Source organism: Phyllobacterium sp. 628 (assembly GCF_014189505.1).
Classification (GTDB): Bacteria; Pseudomonadota; Alphaproteobacteria; order Rhizobiales; family Rhizobiaceae; genus Phyllobacterium.
Genome location: NZ_CP050301.1, coordinates 911,527 through 928,860, shown reverse-complemented (window position 1 = coordinate 928,860; position 17,334 = coordinate 911,527). Strand labels below are relative to the sequence as shown.

The 17,334-nt window shown below is 53.8% G+C and carries 18 protein-coding genes; 7 read left to right on the top strand and 11 right to left on the bottom strand.

Going from position 1 to position 17,334, the window contains the following annotated elements; translation table 11 throughout:
* Window positions 1–65 precede the first annotated feature (65 nt).
* On the top strand, window positions 66–674 hold the full coding sequence (locus HB779_RS06150) for a BRCT domain-containing protein (protein WP_188344890.1): 609 nt from the start codon (window positions 66–68) through the stop codon (window positions 672–674).
* Here the strand turns inward: HB779_RS06150 and HB779_RS06145 are convergent.
* The 8 genes from HB779_RS06145 to HB779_RS06110 all read right to left on the bottom strand — a co-directional run bounded on the left by HB779_RS06145 (window position 671) and on the right by HB779_RS06110 (window position 7,168).
* Window positions 671–1,048 carry a hypothetical protein gene (locus HB779_RS06145; protein ID WP_188344889.1) on the bottom strand — a complete coding sequence of 126 codons (378 nt, stop codon included), beginning with the start codon at window positions 1,046–1,048 and terminating at the stop codon, window positions 671–673. The two genes, HB779_RS06150 and HB779_RS06145, sit on opposite strands and share 4 nt — an antisense overlap.
* Before the next feature lie 339 nt (window positions 1,049–1,387).
* Complete coding sequence (locus HB779_RS06140; RefSeq protein WP_188344888.1) at window positions 1,388–2,482, bottom strand: phage major capsid protein; 1,095 nt, start codon at window positions 2,480–2,482, stop codon at window positions 1,388–1,390.
* Between the two features lie 57 nt (window positions 2,483–2,539).
* Window positions 2,540–2,857 (bottom strand): hypothetical protein, encoded by a 318-nt coding sequence (locus HB779_RS06135; protein ID WP_188344887.1) that lies wholly within the window; start codon window positions 2,855–2,857, stop codon window positions 2,540–2,542.
* Between the two features lie 8 nt (window positions 2,858–2,865).
* Entirely contained in the window at window positions 2,866–3,387 is a 522-nt protein-coding gene (locus HB779_RS06130; protein ID WP_188344886.1) for a hypothetical protein, read from the bottom strand.
* Window positions 3,388–3,602: 215 nt separating this feature from the next.
* Complete coding sequence (locus HB779_RS06125) at window positions 3,603–4,649, bottom strand: hypothetical protein (RefSeq protein WP_188344885.1); 1,047 nt, start codon at window positions 4,647–4,649, stop codon at window positions 3,603–3,605.
* Window positions 4,650–5,672: 1,023 nt separating this feature from the next.
* Window positions 5,673–6,386 (bottom strand): hypothetical protein, encoded by a 714-nt coding sequence (locus HB779_RS06120; protein ID WP_188344884.1) that lies wholly within the window; start codon window positions 6,384–6,386, stop codon window positions 5,673–5,675.
* Between the two features lie 49 nt (window positions 6,387–6,435).
* Entirely contained in the window at window positions 6,436–6,936 is a 501-nt protein-coding gene (locus HB779_RS06115) for a hypothetical protein (protein ID WP_188344883.1), read from the bottom strand.
* Window positions 6,920–7,168, bottom strand: a complete 249-nt coding sequence (locus HB779_RS06110) for a hypothetical protein (protein WP_188344882.1) — start codon at window positions 7,166–7,168, stop codon at window positions 6,920–6,922. The genes HB779_RS06115 and HB779_RS06110 overlap by 17 nt, the downstream gene beginning before the upstream one ends.
* A 245-nt stretch (window positions 7,169–7,413) precedes the next feature.
* On the opposite strand from HB779_RS06110, the gene HB779_RS06105 reads away from it, so the two are divergent.
* Complete coding sequence (locus HB779_RS06105; protein ID WP_188344881.1) at window positions 7,414–7,602, top strand: hypothetical protein; 189 nt, start codon at window positions 7,414–7,416, stop codon at window positions 7,600–7,602.
* 53 nt (window positions 7,603–7,655) lie between these two features.
* On the opposite strand, the gene HB779_RS06100 is transcribed toward HB779_RS06105, so the two are convergent.
* Window positions 7,656–8,588 (bottom strand): FkbM family methyltransferase, encoded by a 933-nt coding sequence (locus HB779_RS06100; protein ID WP_188344880.1) that lies wholly within the window; start codon window positions 8,586–8,588, stop codon window positions 7,656–7,658.
* Between the two features lie 323 nt (window positions 8,589–8,911).
* Between HB779_RS06100 and HB779_RS06095 the strand changes: the two genes are divergently transcribed.
* The 3 genes from HB779_RS06095 (at window position 8,912) to HB779_RS06085 (ending at window position 11,796) form a co-directional block, all read left to right on the top strand.
* Window positions 8,912–10,009, top strand: coding sequence for an OmpA family protein (locus HB779_RS06095; RefSeq protein WP_188344879.1), 1,098 nt, complete (start codon window positions 8,912–8,914; stop codon window positions 10,007–10,009).
* Window positions 10,010–10,110: 101 nt separating this feature from the next.
* Window positions 10,111–10,308: a hypothetical protein gene (locus tag HB779_RS06090; RefSeq protein WP_188344878.1), complete on the top strand. Its 198-nt coding sequence runs from the start codon at window positions 10,111–10,113 to the stop codon at window positions 10,306–10,308.
* A gap of 357 nt (window positions 10,309–10,665) precedes the next feature.
* Complete coding sequence (locus HB779_RS06085; protein ID WP_188344877.1) at window positions 10,666–11,796, top strand: acyltransferase family protein; 1,131 nt, start codon at window positions 10,666–10,668, stop codon at window positions 11,794–11,796.
* On the opposite strand, the gene HB779_RS06080 is transcribed toward HB779_RS06085, so the two are convergent.
* Both HB779_RS06080 and HB779_RS06075 read right to left on the bottom strand, forming a co-directional pair.
* Window positions 11,797–12,414: a ribonuclease D gene (locus HB779_RS06080; RefSeq protein WP_188344876.1), complete on the bottom strand. Its 618-nt coding sequence runs from the start codon at window positions 12,412–12,414 to the stop codon at window positions 11,797–11,799.
* Window positions 12,415–12,429: 15 nt separating this feature from the next.
* Window positions 12,430–13,818, bottom strand: a complete 1,389-nt coding sequence (locus tag HB779_RS06075) for a M20/M25/M40 family metallo-hydrolase (protein WP_188344875.1) — start codon at window positions 13,816–13,818, stop codon at window positions 12,430–12,432.
* A gap of 441 nt (window positions 13,819–14,259) precedes the next feature.
* Here HB779_RS06075 and HB779_RS25705 point away from each other — a divergent pair, with 441 nt between their 5' ends.
* Window positions 14,260–14,589, top strand: coding sequence for a hypothetical protein (locus HB779_RS25705; RefSeq protein WP_371823887.1), 330 nt, complete (start codon window positions 14,260–14,262; stop codon window positions 14,587–14,589).
* On the top strand, window positions 14,471–17,248 hold the full coding sequence (polA, locus tag HB779_RS06070) for a DNA polymerase I (RefSeq protein ID WP_371823886.1): 2,778 nt from the start codon (window positions 14,471–14,473) through the stop codon (window positions 17,246–17,248). Before HB779_RS25705 ends, polA begins: the two co-directional genes overlap by 119 nt.
* The last annotated feature ends 86 nt before the right edge of the window (window positions 17,249–17,334 follow it).

Genomic DNA, 17,334 nt, shown 5'->3' with positions numbered 1-17,334 from the left:
TGAATTAGATAGCAAAAGCTGTTTCTAGTGATATTCTCCGCTAGGGAGACAAGGGGGCCAACGACATGTCCATTGAACTGCACAACCGCTTGGGCGGCGACAGAATATCGAGCAGACAGATAGATGAGCTTATCGGAATAGCGAGAGGGTTAGTTGCTGATGAGAAGCTCAACCAAGCAGAGGTCGAATTCCTCCACAAGTGGCTTGCCGCGAATGCAGGTGTTAGCGATCAACCGCTCATCCGCGTTCTGTACCGTCGAATTGATGAAATCCTTGCAGATGGTGTCGTTGATGCCGATGAGACCGCCGAACTGCTGGATACGCTGAACAGATTCTCAAATCGGGATTTCGAGTTGGGAGAAACCCTTAAGGCGACCAGAATTCCCATTTGCCAACCTGCTCCTGATCTTATGTTCGAGGGACAGCGATACTGCTTCACCGGAACGTTTAATTACGGTCAGAGAAAGCATTGTGAACAAGCCGTCACCGAAAGAGGTGCCATTGCAGGAAGTCTTACTCAAAAAACCAACGTTCTTGTGATTGGTGTCTATGCTACGGACTCTTGGAAGCACTCTTCCTTTGGCAATAAGATTCTGCAGGCCGCAGAGTGGCGCGATGGAGGCCAGCCCATCTCAATCGTAGCGGAAGAACATTGGGTGAAGTATTTATCTTAACGCTCAAACAGGTCATCATCCGGATCGTCTATTTGAGGCGTCCAGTTGATCTTGGACGCACTGACCGGCGTAGCGCCAAGCGATCCTAGTACCTGCCGCAGCAATTGCATGCCTGGCACACCAAGCGTGCCGTCACGAACTTTCGCCTGCAGGTAAGACGCAAGCCCAACAATGCACCTGTGAGACCTGTCGAGCCAAGGCAATAGCTCGTCAAGTTCGCGCCACGCCTCCTTGGCTTCTGGTTTCAGCCATGCTGGTGGTGGCCCAAGAGGCTCTCCCACTCTGACTTCAGTGCGATTGCGATATCTCTGAGGATTCTTGGCGACAGCACCGGATAGATGAGCCAACGCCAATGGTTTTCGTGGTGGTGCCATACGGTTTTCCCCCATGTTTTGATATGTGGAAATGCGCAGAATGCAGCCCGACAGGTCCTAGGAAAATGAGCGCTCAGACTTTTTTGGAACCCGTCTCTCGCGCGCTTGCGCGCACGCGAGGGGAAAATCTGTATTAGCGTTGAAAGAAACGGCACACACCGGTCTGTGACCGCGCGCCCTTCCACTTTGAAGGCACCCGTTAGTATAGTTGGCACCGCACGCAAGGCCGAAGCCAAGGGGTCTCGTGCGGTGCCGTGCTCATAGCGTGTGAAGGAAAGGACAATGGCGGGTCTTCATACACCTGCGACTGAGCATGCCGTTCCACTCCCGCCGTATCGGTTATGCGATTACTAGAGAGCCTTTGACGAAGGCCTCTGGACGATACACGGCGAGCGCCAGGCGCTCCTCGATACGGGCCGTAATCATGTTCTTCTCGAAGTCATCGCTGTTCTCTGACGAGATCAAGAATTCGATTTCGAGTCGATCGAAGATTTCTGCACCAGTCTCAAAGCCACCGAGCAGGAAGTTACCAACTGGCATCGCCATGGATGGAATGACAGGTAGATCCCAGATACGTGGTGCCGTGGTGCCAAACGGCCCATCTGACAGGTAGTTGCCACCTAGATCCTTGATGCCAAGGATGCGGCGCCAATCGCGTACTGACAGGATGATACCCGATGCGGGCAGTTCAGCTTCTTCCGCCTGGCTGATCGCGTGCAATAGGATGTCGAGCTCCGTGTCACCAGTGCCTGTGCGGGACGTCTCGTACGCACTGGCCTGAGGGATAATGCCGTTGAGGTTCTGACCTGTGTTATTGCCATTCAATAGCTGGGTTTCTTCAACCAGCTTGAGCCCGTACTGGCCTCTCGTATTGATGTATCCCGCAAGCGCAGGTGAGTCATCCATGATCTGACGGCTGGCCTTGAACAGGTGTGCGAGCGTACGGACAGGAGAAGTGACCAAATCGAACGTGATGTCACTGTATGGCTTCTGCGCGCCCTCAGCGACCGGAGCAGCGTTATTGGTGAAGCCAGTTTCTTTTGGATATTCGATTGAGTTCGAAGTGGTCGGCGTGCTTGGAATCAAATCCCGAATAGTAAAGCGACGTTCTGGCGGCGTTACGATACCTGGTCGCCGGTCAGCCTGGACAAGAGAGGTGCTCTGAGAGCGGCCAGCACCAACAGTGGTGTTTGCAGAAGTCAGCGCAGCACGCTCAAGTTGAATGAGAGACTTGCCGCGGAAGCTCGATGTCATCTGTTTGATGGAGTCGTGATTTGCAACGAGTTCGCCAAGAGATGTACCAACATCCTCGCCGGACATATCCTTCTCGCGTGCGGCGCGCTGTTCAAGGCTAAAGAGACGACTGCCATATTCGGATTTGAAAGTTTCGATAGCGGTGGCGATTTCGCCGATTTGGGTAGCAATTTGAGTCATAGGTGTACCTTTCGGCCCTATAGGCCGGTTTTGTAGATTTGGTTGTGTTGAGGTGGTTTAAGGCCGATAGCCTGCTTCGATTGCAGCCCTGCAGGCACGGCGAGCGTTCCAACGCGCATCGATGCGTGCGGCCTCTCGTTCGGCTGGATGCTTAGTGGTGTTGCCGCTAGACTTGGATGTGCCGAGTAGGGACGCCAGTTTATCTAGCGCCGCACTATCATTGTCGCCGGCATCCTGTTGCGCGATGAATTCGTTGATCATGAAGAACGCCCGTTCTCGTTGCTGGCTGTCAGTGAGTTTCGTGTCCTCCGAGAAGAATATCGAAACGTCTTGGCCTGTCGGGATCGGGTACAGGCCTTTTGGTAGATTTGTCATTTGTTTCCTTATTGAAAGGCTCGGCGCAAACGAGCCAACTCGATCATCGAGTCAGCCTGTGATGGCCCGTGGCCCTGCAGTTCAGCTGCAATTGCGGTGAGTGCGTAACCAGGCACTATTGAAGCTTTGGCCGCTGTCTTTACAGGTGCCTCTGCGCCAAAGACGGTGTGCTGTCCGTTGAGTGTCAACGAGACACCGACCGGATCGTGCCGAAGAATGACATGACCGACATCAGACGGAGGACCGAACAGGATTTCGTTGAGCAAGTGCCCGAAGCGTCGGCCGTGCTCGTTAGATAGTTGCCAGTATTGCTCGACAGACTCTTTGACGTTTCCAAGCCCACGATCGGCAATTACGGCCAAGACCATTTTCAGTATGTCAGCCTCGTCGACTTCAGGCGGATATCGTCTTGCACCCTCGGCCTTTGGTATCATGCCGGCATCGGAAAGACGCATAATCAGCCCGTCGACGCGGCCCGCTGGAATGTTGAGGCGACGCGACAGGACTTCAGCGACTTGCGACTTGCGCATCGTCACCTCCTATTTTGTAAGATTTGGAATGAGCGCTTAAAAAACGCGGTTGGGCCAAGCGAGCGCAGGAGTGCCTGCCACCCACTGCTCTCAAGCAGCATCGACAGGTCTGCGCCATGCAGATTTTATCGGTTGCCAGTACATCCGTGGTCAACCAAACGATTGGGAACTATGTCCCTATATTATACGCGCCCAGCTGGCGCAGAATGTAACATTCACGCTGCATTTTCTTTTAACCGGCCATTATTGTTGGCGGCCACGAGTGTATCGATAGCGTTTAAGAAGGCCCGCTTGCCTGCTTTGTCTGCGTATCTGCCTTTGTAACCCAGGCGCGCACCTAGATCAGAGAACGTTTCCCCAGATAACGCATACTCAAGTGTTTCCGTGATGTCGTTTGGCAGTTCAGGCTTATCGATTTTATGTGACTCGGGGATAGCCGCCTTACTCGCAGTCTGCTTCGTTCCAACCACTCCGCCGATCCACTTGGCGTTTTTAGCAATCCCGGTGGGGCATCGTGTCACTGGAAATGATGCAACCTGATCTTTCCATTTAGAAAGCTCTACAACGGCAGCCGCGCAATCTTCTGTACGGTCCAGCATATCCGGCAGAACGGGCCGTTCATTAACATGTCTAGGGTTCAGGGCGGTGCCGCGCAGGTCTAGGTAACCTGCCTTTCTTGCGGTATGATCGGCATTAGGCACATTCACGATCCGCTTAGCCCGTTTTCCACCCCGAGGCTTGTGACACTCGACTTTCGGGGCAACCGGATCGCCCCTTTTGTTGCGCTCATATTCTGTCATCAAACCTTCACCGGTTCGAAGAGGATTGCTGTTGAACAACATATTGCCAATGCGAGTAATGTAGCCGTTCACGTGCGGTTGCTCACGATATTGCAAGGCGCGCCAAGTGAACGGCTTTGAGTTTTTGAGCTCGCGTTTGCGTTGAACGGTATTCGTCGCCCATGTGCGATATGCTTCAGAGACCATGCTGTCCGTGGAAGGTTTGATTTCATGGAGGTACTCAGCATGCAATTCCTGCCGCCCTGAACCAGTAGGCTCAACGTCGTCACGCTCCTGTCCATCAATCCAAGACATCGGGGATGGTTCATTGTCGTTTGCGGCAGCTGCTGGTGAGATCTTGCCATATGCGTGTAGGGCAAGGCCAGCCTCGGCGTCGCGCTTAATGAGCCATTTCAGTAAGCGCGTACCGCCTCGGTAGCGCGGAACTGTTGAATTTTGGGAGTGATTAAATTGGAACGGCATGTGAATACCTCGCGATTATGAGAGCCGTTATGCACGGCTGCAGCTATCAGGAATCGGATTGGGAAATATTCACAAGGCTCTATGGCCGATGTTGATAATAAAAAGGAACTCGTAACAGAGTGTCAAGCGAAGGAAAGAATTCTGCAAATTTTCCCAAGCGCAAAACCACATGCGCATGTCGTTATATCTATCCCATCCCAAAACCCACACTTAAACGCCCCAGGATGACTGTGGAGCGGCTTAACTGAGCGTTTAGGTGAAAGTTGCCATCCGGAGCTGTAAAGCCCTCCAGTGCACTTTAATGGGGGATTGTGTGGGCGCCTGCCAGTCAAACTATTGCAACGGGGGCAAATTGGGCTTAAAAACAACAAGTTGGGATTCGCTCAAGCGTTGCCACCCTTCTGAGCTCTCCGCCCATAGACAGGGAGGACCAGAGCTTCGGCGGGTATGCTGTCGAAGGGGCGGCAAGTCCATCTTGCTTTCCATATTGGAAAGGAGATCGGCCATGCGAATAGCTTGCCCACTCTACCGTCCGGTGTCTGTTATAGACTACTGGCGGTTCCGACTGGGGCAGTGGGAACATGTAGTATCCCACTGCAGACGATGGCCGCGTGACAGCGCAATCATCGCATAATCCAGTTGGTCGGACCCAAATTGACCCCGCTTCGGCGGGGTTTCTTTTTGTTCATAAATTCCATGAACACGGATTTGATACGCTCAAGTTCACCCGAGTGCAAGTATTTTCACTGTTTTTTGCTTGACAGTTATCTCAAAACGAGAATCGACACACACAATCTCCCCTTTACAATCAATTACTTACGGGAGGTAAGTTTCTCGCTCAACTGTAAAACGATGCGTCAAGGTAAACAAAACGGAAATTTAGTTGATAACCACGCGACTTATCCACAAGCGTTTTCAGGGTAATATGCTTGACGGTCGAATCATCCAACGATCAACATTATCGCGTTAACAAGCTGTTGTTGATCAATTCGCCGGATGCGGTGGATTTTTGGTGGGCGTTACTCAGGCCGCCACACCCCTTGGCTCTGCGTAAAAAATAAGCCCGCGATCAATGGTTACCGTGAGCGGCTTAAAATGGAGCTCTTCTGTGTCCTTTAAAGGCCTGTCCGCGCCCGTTAGCTTGGCGAGGGTGTCTAAGAACCGCCGTCCGCGGAACTGTCTTGTCTTATCTTGGCACTGAGTGAGCATCGTGTGTTCAACGGTTTTATATGGGTCACCGTCTAGCGCAATAGTCAGAACGACTTCCTCAGTCTGAGCATCTGGGTTTTTGACCGTACTCGCCACAATCTCAGCACCAAACGTGCCAAACGGAGAGAATGGTCCAACGTCCCACTCATGTTGGGGAACGGACGGCAACTCACCATCATCGTTTGCAGCAACCCTGCTGGTTCCCCGGGCCGGATTCGAACCGCGTTCCTTTGCTTTGGCAATCGCAGCTTCCTTAGGATCGATATAGATATCGGGTAAGTCTTCATCCCATCGCTCGCCGGCAAGCCAGTTCGCGGGTGCAGGAATCCACCTCTTGTCGGTGTCCTGGGTGGAGTAGTGTTCTGCCCAAAGGCCTGCCTTTTCTACAATACGGGCAGCTAGGACAGTATCTGGATTGATCTTGTCCCAAGCAGCCCGTGCTTTAAGCTTCTGAAACTTACGCGAGTAAGCCTGCCAGAATTGATTGAAAGCATCTTTCTTTTCTTCCGGGGCCCGTGTGCCCGCCATGGCGCCCGCAAGGGCAGCCGTGGGCGGGGCATCATGGGTATCTATGTTCCTACCTACCTGTACACAGGCTTTGTAAGCCGTGTCCGGTAAGTAGGATTTCGTTCGACTCGGGTGGAACGCTAAACGCCGTAGTGTTCGACTCCAGTGGAACACTTGCGTTCGACTCCAGTGGAACACTAGATAAAATGTCCTTAGCGTTCGAGGCGGGTGAAACGCTAGACCAATTCGGGCTGAATTCGGTGGGGCGTGTGCCGATGCCAATTCGCTGAGTCATGTAGCCCCATTCAACAAGCTCGCGGCAAGCTTTGATGATGATTCCCTTGGAGAGGCCGGTGGCTTGTTCGATGAAACGAACGCTTGCTCTGCTATTGCCTTTGGCCTGCATATGCCGATCAATTATGACCCAGGCTACTTTAATGTGGCGGCCAGAACCATTGGTGCGGCGATCGAGGATAATGTCGCCGAGCGTCCACCACTGGGAAAGCAAGCTTCCCTGCGGGGCTGTTCTAGGTGCACGTTCTTCGCTTTGTCTCTTATCTTCCGCTGTCATTGGCTGTCGCCTCCCGCAGGGCGGCTATTGCCGCATCTGTAATTTCCTTGGCTATAACGGGGTGGAACGTCGCGACGTGCTTGCCGCACGAATGCGGTGCATGAATTCTGATTTTGCCATCCTGGTTCTTCTTCAGCAACAAGCTGTAGAGTCTGACGTGCTCCGAGAGTTCAACGTCAACGCGCGCTAAAGCGCCCGGCCCATCTAAGAGCCGGATTGAAAGGATTCTCATCAAATCTCCTAGTTATGAAACTTAGGAGTGGTAACCGCCCGCAATCAAATCAATGGCTTGATGGTAAGGTGCGGTTAAAGTTTGGAAATTCGGACTTTATAGACGTTTTGCAAGGGCAAACCCGATCCATAAGTTCCAATCAGTCAAAACGACAATTTCTGGTTGTGGATCATTGGTTTAGACAGGTTGTATTTACCCATTCGGACAGCTACTTCCTTGGCGCAATAAAAAGGAAAGCAAATCTTATGGGAATGATGTCTCTTCCAGCCATACTGGGTATTTCTTTTGGTTCAGCGATCGTTATCGCGCTTTCAAAAACGAACCGCGAGAAAGGAGCTCTTAAAAAGTTGTTGATCTTTCTTGGCTGTTTCGCATTGACCCTCGTGGTGTTGCTCGCCATCAACTTCGGCATTTACTATGTGAACCATCGCTAAGCTTTGCCTCGCAACGGTTACATTCAAGGCTCGAACCTGTTCATCCCCCTTGCTCAGACTGGCTGAGCAAGGAAATCGATATGGTCACCTTCAAAGGTGTTAACGTCGTTCATGATCGCCGGGATATCTGTACCGCGATCCAAAAGGGTACCCCCAGGCGTGATGATCGAAATTCTGTATCCGAGCGAAAACAGAAACGCCAAATAGTCTTCGCCCGGCACGCTGGATATCCAGGCGATCAGGTTCGGATTGAACTCACTGATGATCAAAGGGCGGAAACGCCGCAGCGTCTTGATCATGCCATTCAACGCCTTGTATTCAGCGCCTTCAATATCGATCTTGACGAAATCCACACGGTTCCATTCGTGAAGGACATCATCGAGCCGCACACAGGGAACGAGCCGCTTTATTTCAAGTGATTGACCGGAAAAGACAGTCGCTGTCGTGCCATTGGATGCGGAGCCACTGAGCGAGAGAACATCCGTCCGGTCGCTCACGGCAGTCAGAAGAATTTCGATCTGGGTAAAAGCATTCGCATCACGGCTTGCGGCAAGCAGCCGGCCATTCTCGACATTGGGCTCAACCGAAAGTACGCGTCCGGCATGACCCACAAGTGAAGCTGACAGCATTGAAAAATAACCGACATTGGCACCGATATCGATCACCCGCATGCCGGGTTTGACGAACTCCTTGAAGACGCGGGTGACGTTTGGCTCATAGGCTCCCGAAACAATATGTTCGCCCACGTCCCCATCATTACGATCAGCAAAGACCCATGTATTGTTGATAGAAACTTTCTCAAGACCTGCCTGCTGAGGCGGGTCCAGCATCCGCCGTCCCTGAAACTCAAGTGAGTTGACGTACTTGCGCACGACCGTTTCCAGCGGCAATCCGACAAATGTATAGTGATCTTTTTCCACTTCATTCATCGCACGGCCGAGTATCAACCGGAAACAATAGTCTATATCGGCTTCAGTTGTTTCCATAAGGCGGGAATTCCTCATTACACGCTGCATTTATTTATAATTTGCAAAACAAAATCCTGAATTGCAGAATGTTATTATCACCAGATTTTTGTGACAGATGAAATATCCATTCGGCAATTACTTTGTTCTGGTTAACTATGTACCCGTTTCAACTTGATAATCCTGCATCAATCTGAAGGTGACTTACCATCAATGCTCTGATCGCGTTTCAGGATCAAAGCGCGGCATCATGAAATAAAAAGTGCGTTTTACATTATAAAAAAGCAATTGCAGTGCGTCAGAATTTTGGTAGAACAGCCCAATCGAAGCAGGAGAGATTTGCAATGGCACTCTACAAAAGCAGCATGAGTATGGTTCTGGCACTGGGCGTGGTGCTTTCTGGAGCACGATTGGCCGCAGCGGATGCCACCATCCCGCAGAGCGATATTAAAGGCGCAAGCGACAATGCGCTGATCAAGCGCTATGAGGGTTCGCTCATTGTCAGCTATGAGAAGTTTTCCTTTACGGACTTTACGGTTCCGCTTGCGCCGTTAAAAGCGAGTGAAAATCCGGACGCACGTGACGTGAATAACAATAGTGTTTTCGCACCGGGTAAGAAACTTGATGTCGAGGGAGCACTGACCCGCATTACCTACGTGACACCAGCGGAACGGTCACCGCTTGAAGTCCTGCGCAACTATGAAGACGACATTACAGCGGCAAAGGGCGAAATTCTGTTCGAGTGCAAGACCGAAGAATGCGGCGGCGATGCAACACGCTCCAGCAGTGGCGGCGGCGGTGATATGAGCCTGATGATGCAGTTCTTCCACGAAGCCGACCTGAAGGACGCCCCCTTTTCCAACGGCGCATGTGCCCTCACCTCGCACATCAAGGATCAACGGTTTTTCGCGGCCAAGCTGCCTGCAGCGGATGGCGACACGTATGTCACGGTACAAACCTATACGCTGCTCGATGACGGCTATTGCAAGGAACTGAATGGCCGGACCATTGCGCTGGTTCATGTGCTTGAGCCGAAATCGCGCGACAAAAAGATGATTGTCGTCGGCGCCAAGGAAATGGCCAGTTCACTTGGTTCCCAAGGGAGCATTTCGCTTTACGGCATCTATTTCGACACGGATAAGGCCGATCTAAAGCCAGAATCCGAACCTATGCTCAAGGAAATCGCCAATCTGTTGGAAGCAGATCCAAAGCTATCGGTGATCATTGTCGGTCACACGGACAATCAGGGCAAGTTTACCTACAATGTTGACTTGTCGGCAAAACGGGCTGCAGCGGTGAAGAAAGAGCTTGTCGGGACCTACAAGATCAAGGCGGATCGCCTGACCCCTGCCGGAGCCGGAATGATGGCACCGGTTGCCAGCAACGACAATGAAGAGGGCCGCGCCAAAAACCGCCGCGTTGTCCTCGTCAAGCTCAACTGATGTTCAATTTTAGCGAGCCAAGGTCGAAAACCCATGGCTCGCGGTTGAGATATCCGAGGCAGACCGCTAGGTTCGTGCCATCGAACAGATGGAGTTGATGAATGCGGTTTGTTGTTCTTGCCTCGGCGGCGATCCTGTTGAGCGGTTGTGGTGGCGGCGCGATTGCCCGCCTGAACCCGTCTCCAGACTCCGAGGCCCCGTATCGCCTCGGTGGATGCCAGTTGCGCGGGCACGGAACCTGCAAGGAACAGCTTGATCCCGCGGCAACACCCGGCCAAACCGGCGCCGTTGCCAACTGATATCGCGCGAAACCAACGTGTTGGCCTCGCGTCGCTTTCCGTCAATTCTTGGCGCGCGAAAAGATTATTATTTTTGCACTCTTGAAAATTGAACGAGGCAGTTATATTTTAGTGTTGCGTAACGAGCGGTTCTCCTCCCATTTTTTCGCTCGTTACGTGTTCCCCTCTGGACGCATTAGCGTTCACAATTCGCCGGGCTCTTGCCCGGCTCTTTTGTATCTGGACCTGACAACACCGGATTTTGCCAAAAACTGCCTATTTTCGGCCGTTTCGGCAAATTCATCACCCGAATTTTACTTCCCATTTTGAATTATCGCGTATCAAACAAGTCCAAAAGCTTGGGGGAAGCGACGGATTATGAACACTGGCGAAAAAATACGCGTCGATTGGGTCGATATCGCCAAGGGTATCTGCATCATCTTTGTTGTCATGATGCACTCTGTGCTCGGTGTTGAAGCCGATGCTGGCGCGCGGGGCTGGATGCATCCGGTCGTGTCTTTTGCCCAGCCCTTCCGCATGCCAGACTTTTTCCTGATCTCCGGCCTGTTTCTCGGTCTGGTCATCGACCGGCCGTGGCTGCGCTATGCCGATCGCAAGATTGTGCACTTTGTCTATTTCTATCTGCTGTGGCTGACGATCCAGTTCCTGTTCAAGACTCCGGGTATCGTCGCCGAAAGCGGTACCAGCGGCGCGGTCGGTGCCTACCTTTGGGCGCTCGTGCAGCCATTCGGCACGCTATGGTTTATCTATCTCCTGCCAATCTTCTTTGTCGTCACGCGGCTGGTCAAATCCGTCAATGTCTGGGTCATCCTTGCCATCGCCACAGTGCTCGAAACCTGGCCGATCCATACGGGATGGCTGGTGCTTGATGAGTTTTGCAGCCGATATGTGTTTTTCTTCGCGGGCTATGCTTTTGCACCTGTGATTTTCAGGCTCGCGCAATGGTTGCGACAACGCCCGTTGATCGCAGTGATCATTCTTGGCACATGGGCTCTCATCAATGGCTGGCTCGTCTTCCATCCGGCGTCTCCAGCCTTCGCGGCATGGATTCCCGAAGACGCCTATGCGTCAGGCGGGCTGGGCGGCTGGAGCAATGTGCCGGTCATCTCCTTGCTAGCCGGCTTTGCCGGGGCACTCGCCATCGTTTCAGTGTCAGCGCTACTCGCCCGATTGGAAGCACAGCCGGCGGCCCGACGGTTTGTACACCCGCTGCGCTGGCTTGGTGCGCATTCGATTGTCGTCTATCTCGCGTTCTTCCTGCCCATGGCCCTCTCACGCACCATCCTGCTGAAAAGCGGTGTCATCACCGATATCGGCACGATCTCTCTGTTGACGGTGATGTGCGGTGTTGCCGGGCCGGTCATTCTCTACGGCCTTGTCCAATGGACCGGCTATGGCCGTTTCCTGTTCAAGCGGCCGCAATGGGCCCATATTGACGGCGCGCCCACACCGCAACAGGGCAAGGGCGCGCTCGCTTCAGCCGAGTAATCAGCTATGCGCGAAGATGTCCTGTTCGTCCCAACCCATGAGATCAAGCTTGGAACGGGTAGGCAGAAATTCGAAACACGCGGCGGCTTCTTCGGCGCGGCCATCACGCTTCAATCGTTCAATGAGAATGGCACTGAGGCGATGCAAATAAAGGACGTCCGAGGCGGCATATTCAAGCTGGGCTTGCGACAGCTCAGGCGCAGCCCAATCCGATGATTGCTGCTGCTTCGACAAATTCACATCCAGCAATTCGCTGCAGATTTCCTTGAGGCCGTGCCGGTCCGTGTAGGTACGGGTCAGACGCGAGGCAATCTTGGTGCAGAATACCGGCTTCGGCATGACACCGAATGCATGGTAAAGCACAGCAAGATCAAAACGACCGAAATGGAAAATCTTGGTGATAGCATTGTCACCAAGCAACTTCACCAGATTGGGGGCAGATGTCTGTCCTTTGTCGATCTGGATGACATCCGCCGAGCCGTCCCCGGGCGAGATCTGTACGACACAGAGCCGGTCACGATGCGGGTTGAGTCCCAGCGTTTCGGTATCAATGGCGACAGCATTGACCTGGTAATTTGCAAGGTCGGGCAGATCATTGCGGTGAAAGCGAATGGTCATCAAATCTCTCCGGTTTTATTTGGCAAGGACATCAAGAATACGTGCCCAGGACCGCTGACCCTTGTGGAAGGAATTCAGCTCATATTTTTCATTGGGGGAATGGATGCGATCATCTTCAAGACCGAAGCCAACAAGCAGCGATTCCATGCCGAGCATGTTCTGAAAGTCGCCAACAACGGGTATCGAACCGCCCATGGCAATCAGCACAGCCGGATTTGGCCATTCGTCACTCAGGGCTGTCTTGGCCTTGGCCAGCAGCGGCGAGTCGTAGGAAAGCTGAATGGCCGGCGAGCCGCCATGTTCATGGAACTCGACCGAGCAGTCGGCAGGAATACGTTCCCGGACGAAGGCGCGGAAAGCGTCGCGGATTTTGTCAGGGTTCTGCTTGTGCACGAGGCGGAAGGAGATTTTTGCAGAGGCCTGTGCCGCGATAACCGTCTTGAAACCATCGCCTGTATAGCCGCCAATGACGCCATTAACTTCGGCGGTCGGACGCGCCCAGACGAGTTCGAGAAGCGAGCGGCCCTTTTCCCCTGAAGGAATGGAAAGACCGATAGGTCCAAGGAAGTTTTCCGGCGTGCAGTCGAGGCCATTCCATGTCTGCAGAATCTGCGTTGGGGTTTCCTCAACACCTTCATAGAAGCCGGGAATGGTTACAGCGCCCGTCTCGTCATGCAGGTCGGCGAGAATCTTCGTCAGGATGTGGATCGGATTGGCAGCCGCACCGCCGAAAGAACCGGAATGCAGATCGCGATCAGCCGCCTTCACCACGATACCCTCGCCCACCATGCCACGCAGGCCAACGGAAATCGCCGGGGTTTCCATATCCCACATGCCGGTATCGCAAACGAGTGCGAAATCCGCTGTCAGTTCATCCCTGTTCGCATCAAGGAATGGCTTAAGCGAACGCGAACCTGCCTCCTCTTCACCCTCAAACAGGATCGAGACTTTGACCGGAAGCTGGCCATGCACTTCCTTATAGGCGCGGCAGGCTTCGACGAAGGTCATCAACTGACCCTTATCGTCGGCAGAGCCGCGACCAGTCAGGATTTTGCGGCCATTGCCCATATCCTTGATCTCAGGTACGAACGGATCATTTTCCCACAATTCCAGCGGGTCGACAGGCTGCACATCGTAATGACCATAGAAGAGAACATGGGGCGCATCGGCGCTTGGTCCCTCATGGTGACCAACAACCATCGGATGGCCCGGTGTATCACGCACGCTGGCATCAAAGCCGATGGTCTTCAGATCGGCAGCCAGCCATTCCGCAGCTTTGCGGCATTCATCCTTGAATGCAGGCTCGGTGGAAATGGATTTGATCTTCAGCAGTTCGAACAGCCGCTCCAGACTTTTATCGAGATTAGCATCAAGGGCGTTCAAGACAGGTTCAAGCGCTGACATGGTGTTTCCTGAATTTGTTGGACCGGGATTCGTGAAGGGAATTCTTCTTAGCCCATTTTGACGAGAGCGGCAGAAAAAAGTGGCCCCGGAAAAGAAATGGCCGCCGTGGCGGGGGGACCACAGGCGACCAGATCACTACACTCAGATGCGGCAACCCGGAGAGGGGGGATGAGGTTACCGCAAGTCCGGGGCAGGCGGGGGACGAGCCTAAAATCCCGGACATCGATCTATTGTCGACAAGTTGGATTTGGGTCTCAAACCATGGCAATTCAAGGGCACGAAACATTACATCTTTGTAACAAACGCGTGATCACTGAATGATATGTTCATCCGCCGACCTGTTCGTCATAAAGCGGCAATCATTGCTGTGAGCCGACGCGCTGTTAAGCATCCGCCAGATTTTTGTCAGGAGGAGTCGGCTATCCCGCGATCTTTCGGTGCATGGGGAAGACAGATCATTTCCTTTTTCTGGATGATCATTTAATCGTAGGCACCATGAAAAAAGGTGATCATCTCTTTCTCGTCGACGGTTCAGGCTACATCTTCCGGGCCTATCATGCGCTGCCACCCCTCACCCGCAAATCGGACGGCCTGCCGGTGGGCGCCGTGTCCGGTTTCTGCAACATGTTGTGGAAGCTGCTGCGCGAGGCCCGTGACACATCGGTGGGGGGTGACGCCAACACATTTTGCCGTCATTTTCGACTACTCGTCGAACACGTTCCGCAAAGAGATTTATCCGGAATACAAGGCGAACCGCTCTGCCCCGCCTGAGGATTTGATCCCGCAATTCGGACTGATCCGTCAGGCGACCAAGGCCTTCAATCTGCCCTGTATTGAAAAGGAAGGTTATGAGGCCGATGACCTGATCGCCACCTACGCACGCATGGCCGAAGCTGTCGGCGCTGAGGTAACGATCATCTCCTCAGACAAGGACTTGATGCAGATCGTTACGCCACTGGTGTCGATGTATGACAGCATGAAGGACAAGCAGATCGGCATTCCTGACGTTATCGAAAAATGGGGTGTCCCACCGGAAAAGATGATTGATCTGCAGGCGCTGACCGGCGATTCGACCGACAATGTTCCGGGCGTTCCCGGCATCGGTCCGAAGACTGCCGCACAACTCCTCGAAGAGTTCGGCGACCTTGACACATTGCTTGCCCGCGCGGGCGAAATCAAACAGCAGAAGCGCCGCGAGAACATTATCGAATTTGCCGAGCAAGCCCGTATCTCACGCCAGCTCGTGACGTTGAAAACCGACACGCCAATCGATGTGGGACTTGAAGACTTTGTGCTTGAGCCGCAGGACGGCCCAAAGCTCGTCGCGTTCCTCAAGGCAATGGAATTCACTTCGCTCACGCGGCGTGCGGCTGAAGCCACCGGCATCGACGCATCCGCAATTGAGGCGATGCAGGTCGGCGTTGAAACCGTCGCCGAAGCGCACGGTCCTGACGTTGAAATTCCAGCGGGCGGCAGTGCAGCCCAGCCAGCGGCCGAGAAGCCGCAGGACAAGGCCGATACAGGCTTGATGATGCCCGCCGATCTGGTCAAGGCACGCAATGATGAGGCGCTTGCCTCGAAGATAGATACAACGGGCTATACCTGCATCCGCGACCTTGCCACCCTGCAGGTCTGGATTGATAAGGCGACCGAAGCCGGACTTGTTGCTTTCGATACCGAGACTACATCGCTCGACCCGATGCAAACGGAGCTGGTGGGGTTCTCCCTCGCCATTACACCCGGTCACGCCGCCTATGTTCCGCTGAACCATAAATCCGGCACGGGCGATCTCCTCGGCGGAGGCACTGTCGAAGGACAGATCCCGCTCGATGATGCCCTGCGCGCTTTGAAGCCGCTGCTTGAAGACCGGTCGGTGCTGAAAATAGCGCATAATATGAAATATGACTGGCTGGTCATGCACCGCTACGGCATTGATCCGTACCCGTTCGACGACACGATGCTGATCTCCTATGTATTGGATGCAGGTGAAGGCACCCACGGCATGGATGCCCTGTCCGAGCGTTGGCTTGGCCATACGCCCATCGCCTACAAGGATGTGGCGGGTAGCGGCAAATCATCCATGACCTTCGATATGGTCGATATCGACCGCGCGACCGCCTACGCGGCTGAAGATGCAGATGTAACCTTGCGCCTGTGGCGTTTGCTCAAGCCACGTTTGGTCGAAGACGGTCTTGTCTCGGTCTATGAACGGTTGGAGCGGCCGCTTGTCGCCGTGCTTGCCCGCATGGAAGAGCGCGGTATTTCTGTTGACCGGCAAATCCTGTCACGCCTTTCCGGCGATCTGGCACAGGCCGCAGCCTCTATCGAACACGAGATTTACCAGCTTGCCGGGGAGAAGCTGAACATTGGCTCACCCAAGCAGCTTGGCGATATCCTGTTTGGCAAAATGAGCCTGCCCGGCGGGTCCAAGACCAAGACCGGCCAGTGGTCCACGTCAGCACAAGTGTTGGAAGATCTTGCGGCGGAAGGTCATGAACTGCCGCGCAAGATCGTTGACTGGCGTCAGCTGACCAAGCTCAAATCCACCTATACGGACGCCCTGCCCGGCTATATCCACCCGGATACCAAACGCGTTCACACCTCCTACGCCATGGCGGCGACATCGACAGGACGGCTTTCCTCGTCAGAGCCCAATCTGCAGAACATTCCCGTGCGCACCAGCGAAGGCCGCAAGATCCGCACCGCCTTCATTGCAGAGCCTGGCAACAAGCTTATTTCCGCCGATTACAGTCAGATCGAATTGCGCGTGCTCGCACATGTTGCCGAAATTCCGCAGCTGACGCAGGCCTTTGCCGACGGCATCGATATTCATGCGATGACTGCTTCAGAAATGTTCGGCGTGCCGGTGAAGGACATGCCATCGGAAGTGCGCCGCCGCGCCAAGGCGATCAATTTCGGTATCATCTACGGTATCTCCGCTTTCGGCCTTGCCAATCAGCTGTCGATTCCGCGCGAGGAAGCCGGGCAATATATCCGCACCTATTTCGAGCGGTTCCCCGGTATTAAGGACTATATGGAGGCGACCAAGGCATTTGCCCGTCAGAACGGCTATGTCGAAACCATTTTTGGCCGCCGCGCCCATTATCCGGAAATCCGCTCCTCCAATCCGCAGGTGCGCGCCTTCAATGAACGTGCCTCGATCAATGCTCCCATTCAGGGTTCAGCTGCCGATATTATCCGCCGCGCCATGGTGCGGATGGAACCAGCGCTGACAGCGGCAAATCTCTCTGCCCGCATGCTGTTGCAGGTGCACGACGAACTGATTTTTGAGACCAGTGAAACGGAAGTTGACGCGACAATTCCTATCGTTCGCGACATTATGGAAAATGCCGCCATGCCGGCGATCTCCCTGTCTGTGCCATTGCGGGTCGACGCCCGCGCCGCCCACAACTGGGATGAGGCGCACTAGGCTCTGCTGTCTTATCTCCCCCCTTGCGGGGGAGAAAGCGATTTCAGCATCTTAGTGAGCGTAGCGAAGCTCAAGTGCTAGAAATC